Source organism: Streptomyces sp. NPDC041968, from assembly GCF_055589025.1.
The window spans coordinates 204,599-217,976 of the sequence record NZ_JBVJCB010000009.1 but is presented as its reverse complement, the minus strand read 5'-3'; the positions used below and the strand labels follow the sequence as shown (position 1 = coordinate 217,976).

Below are 13,378 nucleotides of genomic sequence, written 5' to 3'. Positions count from 1 at the left end.
CGGCCCCCGTCACTGCCGGCTTTGTCGGCCGACGAGACTGCGCCTACCCCGGCTCATGACCCTCATGCATGCTTTTCATGGTCTGTCCGCCGGAGCCGGCATCCGCACCCTCACAGGCCGAGGTAGAACCGGACCACGGTGCCGTCGTCCGTCGTGTGCACCCGCACCAGATCCGCGACGTAGTGGACGAGCAGCAGGCCGCGCCCACCGATCTGCCCCCGCTCGGCGGGACGGCGGCCGGCGAGCGGGTCCGTGAGCCGCCCCTTGTCCCGGACCTCGCACACCACCTGTCCCGCCTCCGCCCAGACCGCCAGCGTGCCCCTGCCACCACCGTGGAGGACGCTGTTGGTGGTCAGCTCCGACACCGCCAGCTCCGCGTCCTGGAGCCGACGCCTGGACAGGCCCAGCCCGGACGCCCGGTCCACGGCGAAGCGGCGTGCCTCGGGCAGTTCCTCGGCGCCGAAGGAGAGGACGTCGGCACCCGCGGTGGGCTCCAGCGGCTCGTTGTAGCGGGCGACGACCTCGGGCCAGTCGTAGGTCTCACTGACCCGCTCGTGACCCGCGGTGATGACCGTCGGATGGGTGACCAGGGCGTCCGCCAGGACGTCCGGGGCCAGCCGGGTCTCGTCGTACGGGCACAGGATCGTGGCGGCACGGCCCGTGAAGGCCGCGTTGATCAACGCCTCGTGCTGGGCGCACGCCGGGTACTCCGTCGCGCTGCGCCCGGCCCAGATCGGCTCGCCGATGATGCGCACCCGTCCCCGCGGGTGCGTGTCCGCGAACGCCCGCAGGACACCGGGGATGATCCGCCCCGGGTTGCGGCCGGCCTCGGTCATGTCCAGGAAGGTGACGTCACGCGCGTCCGGTCCCAGCCCTCCGCGGATCAGCTCCAGGTTGGGGGCGGGCACGGCCACCGCGACCGGTTCGCCGGCGGCCAGCCCGTCCCGCACGAACGTCACGGTCCGGTCGGCGTACTCGCCTTCCGAGCGGTAGAACAGCGCTGGATGCGAGAAGGTCTCCTCGGTGGTCACCGTACTCATCGCGGGGCCACCTCGATCCGGTTCAGGGACGGCCAGAACAGTTCCAGTACCCGGGGCAGCTGCGGTGGCGGCTGCTCCACCACCACCCGCCCGCCCGGCAGGTTCATGGCTGTGACGGCGAGCGCCGTCACACCGGCGACGTCGACGAAGCGTACGCCGGACAGCTCGACGTACGACACGTCGGCGTGCCGTCGGGACATCTCGGTGAGAGCGTTCTCCCACGACCGGCGTGTGGTCACGCTGATCTCTCCACTGGCCCGGATGCCCGGCCGTCCGGGCAGGGGGCCCACTTCCAGCACGGGGCCGCTCCGCACCTGTGGCGAGCCGTCCGCGGGACCTGTGGCATCCACACTCGATCTCCTTCGGAATTCCGCCGGGCGCCGTGCGTGTCCCGGGTGCCTCTTCCGGCCACGCAGCCTACCGCGACCGGGCGCCCGGCGTCCGAGGGGGAACACTGCGGGCGACGTCGGCGCGATGCGGGGAACAAGACCGCGAGGCGGGGAACAAGACAGTGAGCGCGTCCTAGGAAGGGAAGAACGGGCATGTTCGAAGCTGAGAACATTCGGGACTGGCGAGGCCATGATGTCGTCGACAGCGGTGGCCGCAAGATCGGGACCCTGGAATCGGTCTATGTCGACACCACCACCGACCTGCCCGCGTTCGTCGCGGTCACGATCGGTCTGCCGACCCGTCGGCGGCTGGTGTTCGTCCCGGTGGACAAGGCCGTCGTCGGACCGGGCTATCTGAAGGTGACCTACGACAAGGGCCTGGTCAAGGACGCGCCCGGCATCGATCCGGACGGTGAACTGGCCGCCGAGGACGAGGGCGCGGTCTTCGCGCACTACGGTCTGCCGTACGAGCAGGGCACCCGCGGTGAACGCCGGCTCGGCCGTCGCTGACCCACCTACGAGACGCTCCGAGGGGAGACGACCGTGAGCCTCTTTCTCCTGCTGCTGCTGGTGGCGCTGGTCCTGTGCGTGATCGGGGTGGCCGCCGAGGGACTGTTCTACCTGTTCGTCGTCGGCGCCGTGCTGCTGGTCCTCGACCTGATCCTCGTCGGCGTGCTCATCGGACGGCGCCGGGGGCGTCCCACGCGCTGAGCACGCTCCGGCGGCGCGGCCCCCGTCGGGGCCGCGCACCGGCGGGGGCCCCGGACGGGGGGCCGCGCCGGTGCGCCGCATGGAGGCCCTAGGCGAGTTCCGCGCCGCGCTTGGCGGCCTCCGCCTCGGACGTCGCGCTGCCCGTCGCCAGGGTGCCGCCGGAGTTCTCCAGGTGGGCGCGGACGAACCACTGGAACTGCTCCAGGTCCCTGAGCTGGCCGATCAGGAGATCCTCCGTGGCGGGGTCGATCTTGCCCGCCTCCTCGACCGCCGCGCGCATGCCCTCGACGACGCCGGTGTAGACGACGTCCAGCGCACCGAGGTGGGCGATGGCGTCGGCGCGTCCGATGGAGTAGTCGTCCCACTTCCGCTCGGAGACCAGGGCCCCGGGCGTCCCCTGCGCCACCCCGCCGAGGGCGGCGATGCGCTCGGCGACGTCGTCGGCCATCTCGCGTACCTGGTCGACCTGCGGATCGATCATCTCGTGCACGGCGATGAAGTGCGGCCCCACGACGTTCCAGTGCACGTGCTTGAGGGTCAGGTGCAGGTCGTTGAGGGCGTGCAGACGCAGCCGCAGCACGCCGATCAGTCGTCCGGCGGCCTCGCGCTCGATGCCGGGGACCGTGTACTTCGGGGTCAGATCGTGCGTCATGTCGGACCTCAGCCTCCTCATGCGTTTTTCGTACGTTGTCGCACGTGCACGACTGCCCCGCATCCGCGGCGGCAGACATGCACGGTCGTTGCGCCCCTCCCCGGAAGGACGGGTCTCCCCGCTGCGGTGGGTCAACCGTCCGCAGGCCACCGTCCTCCTCACCCCGCCCCGGTCCGCGGCGCCCGGGCGTGCCGGCCCGTGACCGCCCTTCCGGGTCGGGCGCCGGGGAGGACGTCAGGACGGCGGAGCCGGCAGCGGCATCGCGCCGAGCGCGCGCGCCGCGTGCACCAGGTTGGACGCCATGGCCCGGCCCGTGGAGGTCGACCAGTCGTGGCCCCGGTCGTCGTCGAGGTAGTCGGGACCGGGCCCGGGGCCGAGGTGCCAGTAGGTCCAGGCCTGGCCGGGGATGGTGTAGCCGATGTCCGTGAGCCCGCCGCTGATCTCACTGATCACGTGGTGGGCGCCGTCCTCGTTCCCGGTGACCAGGACCCCGGCGACGCGGTTGTAGGCGACGGGGCGCTCCTCGTCGTCCGTCTCGCTGAGCATGGCGTCCATGCGTTCCAGGACCCGCTGGGCGACGGAGGAGGGGCGACCGAGCCAGGTCGGCGAGGCGATGATCAGGATCTGCGACGACAGCAGCTTCTCGTGCACGCCCGGCCAGTCGTCGCCCTCACCCATGTCGGTCTCGACCCCGGGTTTCAGGTTCAGGTCGACGGCCCGGACGACGTCCACCTCCACGCCGTGGCCTTTCAGTGCCGCGATGACCGTGGAGGCGAGAGCCTCGGTGTTCGACGGCTGCGGGGAGGGTTTGAGGGTGCAGTTGATGACGAGTGCGTGCATGGATCCCCCCTTCCCCGCGGTGGCGCTCTCGATCGTCCGATCGCGTGAGCGTTCACCCGCCCGGACGCGCGCCGGACGGCGCGGCCGGGACGGGTGGGTGGGCGGCGGCCCCGTGGTGTCCGCTCAGGGCAGGGCGATCCCGTCGAGTCTGCCCTGCTTGGCCTCGTCGACCAGCGACGCGAACTGGTCGGCGCTCATCTGCACGCGCTGCCCGAAGTCGTCGGTCAGGACGATCCGTCGCTCCGCCGGGGCGGCGGGGTCGACGAACAACTGGGGGCAGCCGCAGTCGCAGTTGCCGCAGAACGTGGCGACGGGCTCCAGGCTGTGAGGGTCGGTCATTCCGGTTCGCCTTCCGTGGGAGACGGGGTGTCCGCGCCCGGGTCCGCACCGGCGGTCGGCGGGGCGTGCCTGGGGGATACCCGGCGGGGCGGCCGGGGACGCGTCCTCCGGCCGGGCGCGGAGGCACGGCGGGCGGCGGCCGTGCGCCGATGCTCCCGCGTCCGCCTCCGCTGCTTCGGTCGGACCGGCGGTTCCGGGAACCCGGGAGCCCCTCCGGCCGACCGCACGTGAGGCCAGTGCGGAGCCCCAGGCCGACGGCCGGAGGCGGACGACGCCGGCGTGTCCGCGTCGGACGGTGCCGGCGCGCGGGCCACCGCGCCGGGGCCTTCGGCTACGGTCGGCCGCATGGCTGACGAGTGCTTCCGGCATCCACGGCTCGCCGCCGTCCACGACGCCCTCGACCCCGATCGCGGTGACCTCGACGCCTACCTGCGCATGGCGGAGGAGTTCGGGGCCCGGCGGGTGCTGGACATCGGCTGCGGCACGGGAGTGCTCGCCCTGCTGCTGGCCGGCCGCGGCGTCGAGGTCGTCGGCGTCGATCCCGCCGGTGCCTCGGTCGACGTGGCGCGGCGCAAGCCGGGCGGTGACCGGGTGCGGTGGATCGAGGGCGACGCGGCCTCGCTGCCCGCGCTGCGGGTCGATCTGGCGACCATGACGGCGAACGCCTCCCAGGAGATCACCGACCCCGGCGCGTGGCACGCCACGCTCCGTGGCGCGTACGAGGCCCTGCGGCCGGGCGGGCGCCTGGTGTTCGAGACGCGGGATCCGGCCCGGCGCGCCTGGGAGGGGTGGAACCGCGAGCGGACGTACCGGGTCACGGAGGTGCCCGGCGAGGGCACGGTGGAGAGCTGGTGCCGGCTGACGGAGGTGCGGTGGCCGCTGGTCCGCTTCCGCTGGACCTACGTCTTCGGCTCCGACGGCGAAGTGCTCACCTCCGACTCGACGTTGCGCTTCCGGCAGCGGGAGGAGGTCGAGGCGGACCTGGCGGCGCGGGGCTACGTGCTGGAGGAGGTGCGCGGAGCCCCCGACCGCGAGGGACGGGAGTTCGTCTTCGTCGCACGACGCCCGTAGGACGGCGAGACCGTGCGGGCGGAGACGCCCGCACGCTTCCGCCCCGGGGGTGCGGCGCCCCCGTTAGGGTGCCGGGAATGAACTCCGTAACCGTGCGCGGCGCCACGATCGAGTACGACGACTCCGGTCCCTCGGCCGGACTCCCGGTCCTCCTGATCCACGGGCACCCCTTCAACCGCTCCCTGTGGGCGCCCCAGGTGCAGGCGCTGACGGCGGCCGGCCACCGGGTCGTCGCCCCCGACCTGCGCGGTTACGGTCGCAGCAGCGTGACGCCCGGCAAGGTCCTGCTCGCCGACTTCGCCGACGACCTCGCCGCGCTCCTGGACCACGTGGGTGTCGGCCGCGCGGTGGTCGGCGGCGTCTCCATGGGCGGTCAGATCACCATGGAGTTCCAGCTGCGCCACCCGGACCGGGTACGGGCCCTCGTCCTGTCCGACACCTCCGCGCCCGCCGAGACCGCCGAGGGCAAGGAGTTCCGCAACCGGCTGGCCGACCGTCTCCTCGCCGAGGGCATGGACGGTTACGCGGACGAGGTCATCGACAGGATGCTCGCCGCCTACAACGTCACCGCCCTGCCGGACGTGGCCGCCCGCGTCCTGGAGATGATGCGCGCCACCGATCCCCGCGGTGCCGCGGCCGCGCTGCGCGGGCGGGCCGAACGCCCCGACTACCGGGACGTCCTGGCCGCCGTGGAGGCACCGGTCCTCGTGGTCGTCGGCGCGGACGACGTCTACACCCCCGTCGCGGAGGCAGAGGCCATCCGGGGGCTCGTGCCGCACTCCACCCTGGTCGTCGTCGACCGGGCCGGCCATCTCCCGGGCGCCGAGCGACCCGAGCAGTTCAACCGTGCGTTGCTGGAGTTCCTGGCCACGCTGGGGTGAGCCGCTCGGGCGAGGCTGGTTCGGCGTGGTACTCCGGCGCGCGAACAGCGCACATGGTGCATGAGTGAGCCCTGTACGCGCCCCCGCGGGGGTACGGAGAATGCGCAATGACCGTGATCACGCGGCGGGAGGCGCGGTGCCGACCGACCGCCGCCCTCCGGGGAAAGCAGGTCGATCGCCATGCTGTTGCGTCTGCCCACGTCCGTGTCCGAAGCGCAGGAGTGCATGGCACAGGGAGCGGTGCCCATAGGCGGGGCGACCCTCGTGTGGGCCACCTGGCAGCGGGACGGCTTCCCCGAACTGGCCATGTCGTTGCGCGAGCTGCCGGAGGCGTCCGCGGTCGGGCCCGAGGAACTGGGGGCGGCCGTGGTGCTGCACCGCATTGGCGACCGCGTACCGGAGGTGCTGCGCGGGGCGGCCGGCACCGTGGGCACCGGAGCCGTACGCCGGACGGCCACGGTCGGGGGCAACCTGGTCGGCAGCAGCCTGCGGTGCCTGTTGCCCGCGGCCCTGGTGCTGGACGCCCGTGCCAGGGTGCTGGGACCCGAGGGGGCCTACGAGACCGATCTGCCGGAGGTCGTCGCCAAGCGCCCTCTGCTGCTGGGCCTGCGCTGGCGCACCCCGCTGGCCAGCGGGTACCGCAAGCAGCCCGCCGAGGCCGGTGGACCGCCGCCACTGGTGGTCGCCACCGCCGTGCACGCCGAGGACGGGGGCCCGAGGCGACTGCGGGTCGCCGTGCGCGACGGCTACGAGGTGCTCGACGGGACCGCGCCGTGCCACGCGGACGCCGACGAGGTCTTCGACCTGCTGCGGAGCACGGACGTCGGCGCGCTGCCGCCCGGGGCGCGGGACGTGGTGCGTGAGCAGGTCGCCGACGTCCTGGGTTCCCTCCCCGAGCGCTGACGGAGCCGCCCGGACCGGCGGGCCTCAGCCGTTGGCCAGCGCCTTGACCTGGTCCAGCGTGCCGTTGAACTTGTCGTGGTCCCCGACGGTCGGTCCGGAGGAGGTGTACTGCCACATCGTGTGGTAGTCCCAGCCGGCCGGGAGGGGACCGGGGGTCGAGGCGTACCGGGCGATCCACAACGGGTTGGTCGCGCCGAAGCCGCTGTAGTCCCCGGTGCACTGCTTCCACCAGTTGGTGGAGGTGTAGATCACGGCGTCACGGCCGGTGCGCGCCCTGTAGCGGTCCAGGAAGTCGCCGATCCAGGTGACCATCTGACTCGCCGTCCTGCCATAACAGGTGTCCCCGTACGGGTTGTACTCGATGTCGAGCACCCCCGGCAGCGTCCGGCCGTCCTTGGACCAGCCGCCGCCGTGGTCCACGAAGTAGTCGGCCTGGGCGGCACCGCCGGCGCCGTCCGGGGTCGCGAAGTGGTACGCGCCGCGGATCATGCCGACGTCGTACGAACCCCCGTACTGCTGGGCGTGGTACGGGTTGCGGTAGGAGGTCCCCTCGGTGGCCTTCACATAGGCCCACTTGACCCCGCTGCTCCAGAGGGTCGGCCACGCGACGTCGCCCTGGTGGCTGGAGACGTCGACCCCTTCGGTCTGGGTGGCCCGGGTCGCGGCGGGCCGTCCCTGGACCCCTTCGTGGGCCAGGACCCCCATGCCCATGTGGGCGGAACCGCGGACGGGCGTCGTGCCCGTCCCGTCGGCCGACGCGGGGACCGCGGACGCGGTCAGGAGGAGGGACGGGACGGCGAGGAGGACGCCTGAGGTGAGCAGGCGACGGGAGTGGCTGGACGCCACGGCTATGGGTCTGCGCATGGCACCCATCCGATCCGCTGTCGCGCCGGACCGCATCCCACGCTCGTCCAGACGGTGTTGGGGGCGGGCCCCACCGCGGGGTGACACCCTGCCGACGCATCGGTTTGAACGTGTTCAAATCTGGGATAGGGTCGCCGTACGACGAAGGGGGAGCAGCCCATGAAAATCGTGATCCCTGGGGGGACGGGGCAGGTCGGGACGGTGCTGAAGCGTGCCTGGACCGCGGCCGGACACGAGGTCGTGGTGCTCAGCCGCCGGCCGCAGCGGCCCGGTGAGGTCCCGTGGGACGGCAGGACGCCGGGGGACTGGTGCAAGGAGGTCGACGGCAGCGACCTGGTCGTCAACCTGGCCGGCCGCAGTGTGAACTGCCGTTACACCCCCGCCAACCTGCGGGCCATAAGGGACTCGCGCGTGCACTCCGCGCGCGTCGTGGGCGAGGCGATCGCGGCGGCCGCCGAGCCGCCCCGGGTCTGGCTGCAGATGAGCACCGCCACCGTCTACGCCCACCGCTTCGACGCGCCCCACGACGAGGCCACCGGTGTGATGGGCGGCCGGGAGCCCGATGTGCCGGCCTACTGGTCCTACAGCGTCGACATCGCACGGGCCTGGGAACGGGAGCAGGAGCGCGCCGACACCCCGCACACCCGCAAGGTCGCCCTGCGTTCCGCCATGGTGATGAGCCCCGACCGGGGCGGCGTGCTGGACGTCCTGCTGTGGATGGCGCGCCTCGGACTCGGTGGCCCCGTCGCGGGCGGCGCACAGTACGTGTCCTGGATCCACGAACGTGACTTCGTCCGCGCCCTCGACTTCCTGGCCGCCCGCGACGACCTCACCGGCCCGGTCAACCTCGCCGCTCCGGCCCCCCTGCCGCAGCGGGCCTTCATGCGCGCCCTGCGGCAGGCGCGGGGCGTACCGGTGGGCCTGCCCGCCACGCGGTGGATGGCCGAACTCGGCGCCCTGGTCCTGCGCTCGGACACCGAACTGCTCCTCAAGAGCCGGCGCGTCGTCCCCGGCCGTCTGCTCGACGCGGGTTTCGCCTTCGACCACCCCGCGTGGCCCCGGGCGGCCGAGGACCTCGTACGGCGGGTGCGTGGGCGAGGGTGAGCCGGCGGCACGACCGGACCGGCTCGTGGCCCGTGCGCCGGACCGCGGTCCCGAGCGGCGGGGCGCCCGAAAGCGCAGCCCCTCCGGGCGCGGCCCGGCGGTGCGCCCGGACCGAGCGCCGCCGCCGTCTCGGCCGGGCGGCGGACTCCCGGGAATGGACCGCCGGACGGCACTGTTGACGCCGCTGACCGACATGCGCGGGACGGATCGGCAGCCCGCGCCGCGGTCGGAAGGAGCACCATGGCACGCAGCACCGCACGCCCGCTCGTCAAGCTGAGGTCGACGGCCGGGACCGGCGTCACGTACGTGACGCGCAAGAATCGACGCAACGACCCCGACCGGCTCGTCCTGCGCAAGTACGACCCGGTGGCGGGACAGCACGTTCCGTTCCGCGAGGAACGCTGAACGGCGCGACGGAGCGACGGAGCGACGGAGCGAGGAGGCGATCATGAAGGTGCGTAAGTCCCTGCGCTCGCTGAAGGCCAGGCCGGGCGCACAGGTGGTGCGCCGGCACGGCGTGACCTACGTGATCAACAGGAAGGACCCGCGCTTCAAGGCCCGCCAGGGCTGAACCGCGAGTGACCCCGAGGCCCGGCCCCGCGACGGCGGAGCCGGGCCCCGCCGTGTCCGGGCCACCTGGCACACTGCTGAGCGTCACCCGCCCGGCCCCAGGAGGACCTCGCCATGCCCGAGCAGCCGCTGGACCGTGCCGCCCGGTGCGAGCGCCTCTTCAACGCGCTCTTCGCCGAGTACTTCGGGACGCTGGGCGCGACGCTGGAGGCGCCGTCCTTCAGCCGGTTCACGCCGGAGTGCCTGGAACTGCTGCGCGACCTCTCCCTGCGGGGCGGCAAGCGGATGAGGGTCGTGCTGCTGCACGAGGCCGCGCGCCTGGTGCGGGACGAGCCCGTCCCGGGGCTGGACGCCGCCGCCCTGAGCATCGAGCTGCTGCAGACCCACGGCCTGGTGCACGACGACCTCATCGACGACAGCGCCACCCGCCGGGGAGGACCGACCACCTACTACGCCTACCGGGAGCGGTTCCCCCGGCACCCGCAGGCCGCGCTCGGGCTCACCGTCCTCGCGGGGGACCTCGCGCTCGCCCTCTCCCTGCGCGTGCTGCTGGACGCCGAGCTCCCGGTCGAGGTGCGGCAGGCCATGGTCGAGGTCCAGACACGTGCCGCGACCGACACGTTCGTGGGGCAGATCGCCGACCTGGAGCGCGACTTCGCGCCCGTCGCCCCGGACGACGAGGTCCTGCACGACGTGGCCGACCACAAGTCCGCCCGCTACTCGGTCCTCGCCCCGCTGTACCTCGGGCTCCTGGCCGCGGGCGGACAACCGGCCGACCACGACGAGGAGTTGCGTCGCTACGCGCGACTGGTCGGCATCTGCGGCCAGATGCGTGACGACTATCTGGACCTCTTCGGCGACCCGGCCGCCATGGGCAAACCGACGGGCACCGACCTCCGCGAGGGCAGGCACAGCTACACCGTGGCCCGCCTGCTGTCCGCGACGAGCGGTGCCGAGCGCACCCTCGTGGAGGAGGCTCTCGGGGACCGTGCCTGCGCCCCGGAGACCGTCGCCGCCGTCCGGGAGATCGGTGAGCGTCGCGGCGTGGCCTCCCTCATGCGGGCGGACATGCGGCGCCACGCCGAGCAGGCCGGCCTGGTGGCCGCGGGCTGGCGTCCGCGGTGGCGCGAGGAGGCGGTCGACTTCTTCGAGCGGCTGCCGGCGTGGAGCGTCGAGCGGGCCGGGTGATCCGAGGCCGCGCCGGGCGCGAGCGGTGCCGCCGCGGCCCCGGCGGCGGGCCGGCGCGCGGCCCGAGGGCTCCGGGAGGAGCGCCGGGGGAGGGGCCTCGGACGACTGAACAGCCCGCCCGACGCGAGGTCGCTCTCGTCGCTCGCCAGTTCCCCGCATCGCTCGAAGGGGTATTCGCGATCTTTCGTCCGTTCTGCCCGGTCATGATCGGACCGGATGCGCCGTCGACCAGGCGCATCGCTGACGACGCGATCTCCGGGGAGAAGCATGACGCACGCGACGCGACGGGGCAGAGGCCGGGACGACCAGGCCGTGCTGGTGGTCGCCGGACTCGCCGACCTGGCGGTGAGCACCCTCGGGTCGGCGGTGGGCGCGGTGCGCGGTCTCCTGCGCCGCTCGGACACCGCCGACCTGGTGCGGGAGGCCGAACAGGACCTCCAGGCCCGGGGCAGGCTGGCCCTGGAGCGGTGCACCAACGTGCCGCCCGCCCACCTGGAGGTACTCGCCCGGCACGCGCGCGGGCGACGGGCGGCCGACGGCGTCGATGACTGACCGCTGGGACCCGGCCGCCTTCAAGGTCCGCGTCGACGGCGTGCTGCACAGCTTCGTGGACGAGGAGGCCGGTCACCTGGGGGCCGTCGACGACGCCCTCACCCCCGTGGCCGAGCAGTTGCGCGGCGCCGCCGGGCACGGCAAGCGGCTGCGGGCCGCCTTCTGCTACTGGGGCTGGCGAGCGGCCGGGCAGCCCGACGACGACGCGCTGGTGCGAGCGGCGGCCGCCATGGAGCTCGTGCACGCCGCGGCCATCGTCCACGACGACCTCATCGACGACAGTCCGCTGCGGCACGGTCTGCCCACCGCCCACGTCGCCCTGGAAGCCGTACTGGCCCGGGACGGCCGCCGGCGGGCCCGTACCGCCGCCCGGTCCCTGGCCATGCTGGTGGGCGACCACCTGATGGCCCTCGCGGGACGGCTGTTCGCCGGCAGCGGCCTGCCCGGCGCCTACCTCGCCCGCGCCCGGGGGCTGTGGGGCGAACTCGCCCGGGAACTCATCGCCGGCGAGTGCCTGGAGATCCTGCACACCGGCGGACGACCGGACACCGGGACCTCGCTCAAGGTCGTCCGGTACAAGACCGCCAAGTACACCGTCGAACACCCCCTGCTCATCGGTGGCCTGCTCGCCGGCGCCGGCCCCGGGCTGCGGGACGCCTACTCCGCCTACGGCCTGCCGCTCGGCGAGGCCTTCCAGCTCCGCGACGACCTGCTCGGCCTCTTCGGGGACCCGGAGCGCACCGGCAAGGCGGGCCTGGACGACCTGCGGGCCCACCGGCCCACCGCACTGCTGGCCGAGACCTGGCGGGCCGCCGACGCGTCCCAGCGGGAGCGGCTGAGCGGGGTGCTGGGCCGTGACGACCTGGACGAGACGCACCTGCGCGACGTGCGCGCCCTCATGCGGGAGCTGAAGGCACCGCAGCGCGTCGAGCGGATGATCGGCGCCCGGGTGGAACAGGCCACCCGCGCCCTGGACCGTGCCGACACGCCCCCGCACGCGCGCCGGGCGCTGCACGCACTCGCCCAGCAGGCCACCGACCGCATCCACTGACGAGGAGACCGCGATGACCTACACCGAGACCTCGATGGACGCCCTGCGCCGCAGCGGCGACGACCTGGCCGACGCCGTCGTGGCCACCCTGTTCGAGCGCGGCGAGATCGGCACGTTCAACTCCCTGATGCGCTACGTCTCCACGACCGGCCAGGCGCTGCCGGAGGGCCTGCCCGGGGTCGCCAGGGAGTACCTGCGGGCGACGGCCACCCCGCCCGACTGGGTGGACTGGAGCGAGATGGAGAAGGCCCGCCTCTTCTTCATCGACAACAACGTGCACATCTCCACCGCGCTGTCCTTCGCGTCCATGCCCGCCTGCTACGTCGTCCCGCACGTGGCCAGGCTGCTGTCCGCCACCCACGGTCTGAACTACCCCTCCAAACGCATGGCGGAGACCGGCCAGTTCACCGTCTACCTCATGCAACCGGACGCCTTCGAGGCCGGTGGCCGCTTCATCCCGGCCGCCCAGAAGGTACGTCTGCTGCACGCCGCCATCCGCCACCACCTGAGGCGGGAGGACCGCTGGGACACCGAGGCCCTGGGCGTACCGATCTGCCAGGAGGACATGATCGGCGGGCAGATGTTCTTCTCCCTGCTGGTCCTGGACAGCCTGCACCGCCTAGGTGTGCACATGTCGGCCGAAGGGGCGGACGCGTACTTCTACGCCTGGCGCGTGGTCGGCGCCATGCTCGGTGTCGACCAGAACGCCGTCCCCGGCACGCTCGACGAGGCGCGCCGGTTCCTCGACCTGTACATGCTGCGCCACATGGGCCCCTCCGAGGAGGGCGCCCACCTGACGCGGCAGCTGATCGACCTGTACGAGGAAGTGGTCCCCGGCACCCTCTTCGACCCGGTGGTCTCGGCCCTGATCCGCTACCTCGTCGGGGACACGTGCGCCGACTGGCTGGAAGTGCCCCGCACCACCTGGGACACCCTGGTGAAGGCGGCTCCGCACCTCCTGGGCGTCCTGGAGACCATCGAGGACCGCTCGCCGCTGGGCGCGTGGGCCCTGGACCGGATCGGCCACCTCACGACGGTCCTCGAACTGTCCTCCCTCACCCGCGGACGCGTGATGCACTACGCCATCCCCGAGCAACTGAGGAAGGACTACGGCGTCTCGGGCGCCGCGGCCCGCACCCGGCGCTGGACCCCGCCGCCCGCGACCGTCTCCTGAGGCGGGCCCCGGCAGCCCGGCCGCCGGGCCCACGGTCCCGCGGTCGGCG

At 73.3% G+C, this 13,378-nt stretch carries 18 protein-coding genes; 12 read left to right on the top strand and 6 right to left on the bottom strand.

Annotated features, from left to right (window positions below):
- Positions 1-110: 110 nt before the first annotated feature.
- Together ACZ6EG_RS22800 and ACZ6EG_RS22795 are read right to left on the bottom strand one after the other, a co-directional pair.
- Positions 111-1,040 (bottom strand): anti-sigma factor RsbA family regulatory protein, encoded by a 930-nt coding sequence (locus ACZ6EG_RS22800; protein ID WP_391970542.1) that lies wholly within the window; start codon positions 1,038-1,040, stop codon positions 111-113.
- Positions 1,037-1,390, bottom strand: coding sequence for an STAS domain-containing protein (locus tag ACZ6EG_RS22795; protein ID WP_391970541.1), 354 nt, complete (start codon positions 1,388-1,390; stop codon positions 1,037-1,039). The genes ACZ6EG_RS22800 and ACZ6EG_RS22795 overlap by 4 nt, the downstream gene beginning before the upstream one ends.
- A gap of 192 nt (positions 1,391-1,582) precedes the next feature.
- On the opposite strand from ACZ6EG_RS22795, the gene ACZ6EG_RS22790 reads away from it, so the two are divergent.
- Together ACZ6EG_RS22790 and ACZ6EG_RS22785 are read left to right on the top strand one after the other, a co-directional pair.
- Positions 1,583-1,939: a PRC-barrel domain-containing protein gene (locus ACZ6EG_RS22790; protein ID WP_391970540.1), complete on the top strand. Its 357-nt coding sequence runs from the start codon at positions 1,583-1,585 to the stop codon at positions 1,937-1,939.
- A gap of 33 nt (positions 1,940-1,972) precedes the next feature.
- Positions 1,973-2,140: a hypothetical protein gene (locus ACZ6EG_RS22785; RefSeq protein WP_391970539.1), complete on the top strand. Its 168-nt coding sequence runs from the start codon at positions 1,973-1,975 to the stop codon at positions 2,138-2,140.
- Between the two features lie 88 nt (positions 2,141-2,228).
- Here ACZ6EG_RS22785 and ACZ6EG_RS22780 read toward each other — a convergent pair whose 3' ends face one another.
- From ACZ6EG_RS22780 to ACZ6EG_RS22770, 3 genes are all read right to left on the bottom strand, one after another.
- Positions 2,229-2,792 (bottom strand): Dps family protein, encoded by a 564-nt coding sequence (locus ACZ6EG_RS22780; RefSeq protein WP_391970538.1) that lies wholly within the window; start codon positions 2,790-2,792, stop codon positions 2,229-2,231.
- 234 nt (positions 2,793-3,026) lie between these two features.
- Entirely contained in the window at positions 3,027-3,632 is a 606-nt protein-coding gene (locus ACZ6EG_RS22775; RefSeq protein ID WP_469607047.1) for a flavodoxin family protein, read from the bottom strand.
- 123 nt (positions 3,633-3,755) lie between these two features.
- Positions 3,756-3,971 (bottom strand): hypothetical protein, encoded by a 216-nt coding sequence (locus ACZ6EG_RS22770; protein WP_356610179.1) that lies wholly within the window; start codon positions 3,969-3,971, stop codon positions 3,756-3,758.
- Between the two features lie 345 nt (positions 3,972-4,316).
- On the opposite strand from ACZ6EG_RS22770, the gene ACZ6EG_RS22765 reads away from it, so the two are divergent.
- The 3 genes from ACZ6EG_RS22765 to ACZ6EG_RS22755 all read left to right on the top strand — a co-directional run bounded on the left by ACZ6EG_RS22765 (position 4,317) and on the right by ACZ6EG_RS22755 (position 6,826).
- Positions 4,317-5,042: a class I SAM-dependent methyltransferase gene (locus ACZ6EG_RS22765; RefSeq protein ID WP_391970537.1), complete on the top strand. Its 726-nt coding sequence runs from the start codon at positions 4,317-4,319 to the stop codon at positions 5,040-5,042.
- Between the two features lie 77 nt (positions 5,043-5,119).
- The gene (locus ACZ6EG_RS22760; RefSeq protein ID WP_469607043.1) at positions 5,120-5,923 is read left to right on the top strand and encodes an alpha/beta fold hydrolase; all 804 of its coding nucleotides are present in this window, start codon (positions 5,120-5,122) and stop codon (positions 5,921-5,923) included.
- A gap of 180 nt (positions 5,924-6,103) precedes the next feature.
- Entirely contained in the window at positions 6,104-6,826 is a 723-nt protein-coding gene (locus ACZ6EG_RS22755) for an FAD binding domain-containing protein (RefSeq protein ID WP_469607038.1), read from the top strand.
- A 24-nt stretch (positions 6,827-6,850) separates the two neighbouring features.
- Here ACZ6EG_RS22755 and ACZ6EG_RS22750 read toward each other — a convergent pair whose 3' ends face one another.
- Positions 6,851-7,690, bottom strand: coding sequence for a lysozyme (locus tag ACZ6EG_RS22750; RefSeq protein WP_391970534.1), 840 nt, complete (start codon positions 7,688-7,690; stop codon positions 6,851-6,853).
- Positions 7,691-7,849: 159 nt separating this feature from the next.
- Between ACZ6EG_RS22750 and ACZ6EG_RS22745 the strand changes: the two genes are divergently transcribed.
- The 7 genes from ACZ6EG_RS22745 to ACZ6EG_RS22715 all read left to right on the top strand — a co-directional run bounded on the left by ACZ6EG_RS22745 (position 7,850) and on the right by ACZ6EG_RS22715 (position 13,329).
- Positions 7,850-8,794, top strand: a complete 945-nt coding sequence (locus tag ACZ6EG_RS22745; RefSeq protein WP_391970533.1) for a TIGR01777 family oxidoreductase — start codon at positions 7,850-7,852, stop codon at positions 8,792-8,794.
- Between the two features lie 240 nt (positions 8,795-9,034).
- Positions 9,035-9,199, top strand: coding sequence for a 50S ribosomal protein L33 (gene rpmG / locus ACZ6EG_RS22740; protein ID WP_383638658.1), 165 nt, complete (start codon positions 9,035-9,037; stop codon positions 9,197-9,199).
- Positions 9,200-9,242: 43 nt separating this feature from the next.
- The gene (ykgO, locus tag ACZ6EG_RS22735) at positions 9,243-9,365 is read left to right on the top strand and encodes a type B 50S ribosomal protein L36 (protein ID WP_356610186.1); all 123 of its coding nucleotides are present in this window, start codon (positions 9,243-9,245) and stop codon (positions 9,363-9,365) included.
- 113 nt (positions 9,366-9,478) lie between these two features.
- Positions 9,479-10,552, top strand: coding sequence for a polyprenyl synthetase family protein (locus ACZ6EG_RS22730; RefSeq protein ID WP_469607033.1), 1,074 nt, complete (start codon positions 9,479-9,481; stop codon positions 10,550-10,552).
- A gap of 267 nt (positions 10,553-10,819) precedes the next feature.
- On the top strand, positions 10,820-11,104 hold the full coding sequence (locus ACZ6EG_RS22725; RefSeq protein ID WP_391970531.1) for a polyprenyl synthetase: 285 nt from the start codon (positions 10,820-10,822) through the stop codon (positions 11,102-11,104).
- The gene (locus ACZ6EG_RS22720) at positions 11,097-12,155 is read left to right on the top strand and encodes a polyprenyl synthetase family protein (RefSeq protein WP_469607028.1); all 1,059 of its coding nucleotides are present in this window, start codon (positions 11,097-11,099) and stop codon (positions 12,153-12,155) included. Before ACZ6EG_RS22725 ends, ACZ6EG_RS22720 begins: the two co-directional genes overlap by 8 nt.
- A 13-nt stretch (positions 12,156-12,168) precedes the next feature.
- Positions 12,169-13,329 carry an oxygenase MpaB family protein gene (locus ACZ6EG_RS22715; RefSeq protein ID WP_469607025.1) on the top strand — a complete coding sequence of 387 codons (1,161 nt, stop codon included), beginning with the start codon at positions 12,169-12,171 and terminating at the stop codon, positions 13,327-13,329.
- The last annotated feature ends 49 nt before the right edge of the window (positions 13,330-13,378 follow it).

Bases quoted from the DNA above. Each gene is read 5' to 3' on its own strand.
- ACZ6EG_RS22745 (WP_391970533.1), top strand. From the start codon at position 7,850: ATGAAAATCGTGATCCCTGGGGGGACGGGGCAGGTCGGGACGGTGCTG.
- ACZ6EG_RS22800 (WP_391970542.1), bottom strand. From the start codon at position 1,040: ATGAGTACGGTGACCACCGAGGAGACCTTCTCGCATCCAGCGCTGTTC.
- ykgO (WP_356610186.1), top strand. From the start codon at position 9,243: ATGAAGGTGCGTAAGTCCCTGCGCTCGCTGAAGGCCAGGCCGGGCGCA.
- ACZ6EG_RS22715 (WP_469607025.1), top strand. From the start codon at position 12,169: ATGACCTACACCGAGACCTCGATGGACGCCCTGCGCCGCAGCGGCGAC.
- ACZ6EG_RS22725 (WP_391970531.1), top strand. From the start codon at position 10,820: ATGACGCACGCGACGCGACGGGGCAGAGGCCGGGACGACCAGGCCGTG.
- ACZ6EG_RS22770 (WP_356610179.1), bottom strand. From the start codon at position 3,971: ATGACCGACCCTCACAGCCTGGAGCCCGTCGCCACGTTCTGCGGCAAC.
- ACZ6EG_RS22730 (WP_469607033.1), top strand. From the start codon at position 9,479: ATGCCCGAGCAGCCGCTGGACCGTGCCGCCCGGTGCGAGCGCCTCTTC.
- ACZ6EG_RS22765 (WP_391970537.1), top strand. From the start codon at position 4,317: ATGGCTGACGAGTGCTTCCGGCATCCACGGCTCGCCGCCGTCCACGAC.
- ACZ6EG_RS22775 (WP_469607047.1), bottom strand. From the start codon at position 3,632: ATGCACGCACTCGTCATCAACTGCACCCTCAAACCCTCCCCGCAGCCG.
- ACZ6EG_RS22750 (WP_391970534.1), bottom strand. From the start codon at position 7,690: ATGCGCAGACCCATAGCCGTGGCGTCCAGCCACTCCCGTCGCCTGCTC.
- ACZ6EG_RS22790 (WP_391970540.1), top strand. From the start codon at position 1,583: ATGTTCGAAGCTGAGAACATTCGGGACTGGCGAGGCCATGATGTCGTC.
- ACZ6EG_RS22780 (WP_391970538.1), bottom strand. From the start codon at position 2,792: ATGACGCACGATCTGACCCCGAAGTACACGGTCCCCGGCATCGAGCGC.
- ACZ6EG_RS22755 (WP_469607038.1), top strand. From the start codon at position 6,104: ATGCTGTTGCGTCTGCCCACGTCCGTGTCCGAAGCGCAGGAGTGCATG.
- ACZ6EG_RS22760 (WP_469607043.1), top strand. From the start codon at position 5,120: ATGAACTCCGTAACCGTGCGCGGCGCCACGATCGAGTACGACGACTCC.
- ACZ6EG_RS22720 (WP_469607028.1), top strand. From the start codon at position 11,097: ATGACTGACCGCTGGGACCCGGCCGCCTTCAAGGTCCGCGTCGACGGC.
- rpmG (WP_383638658.1), top strand. From the start codon at position 9,035: ATGGCACGCAGCACCGCACGCCCGCTCGTCAAGCTGAGGTCGACGGCC.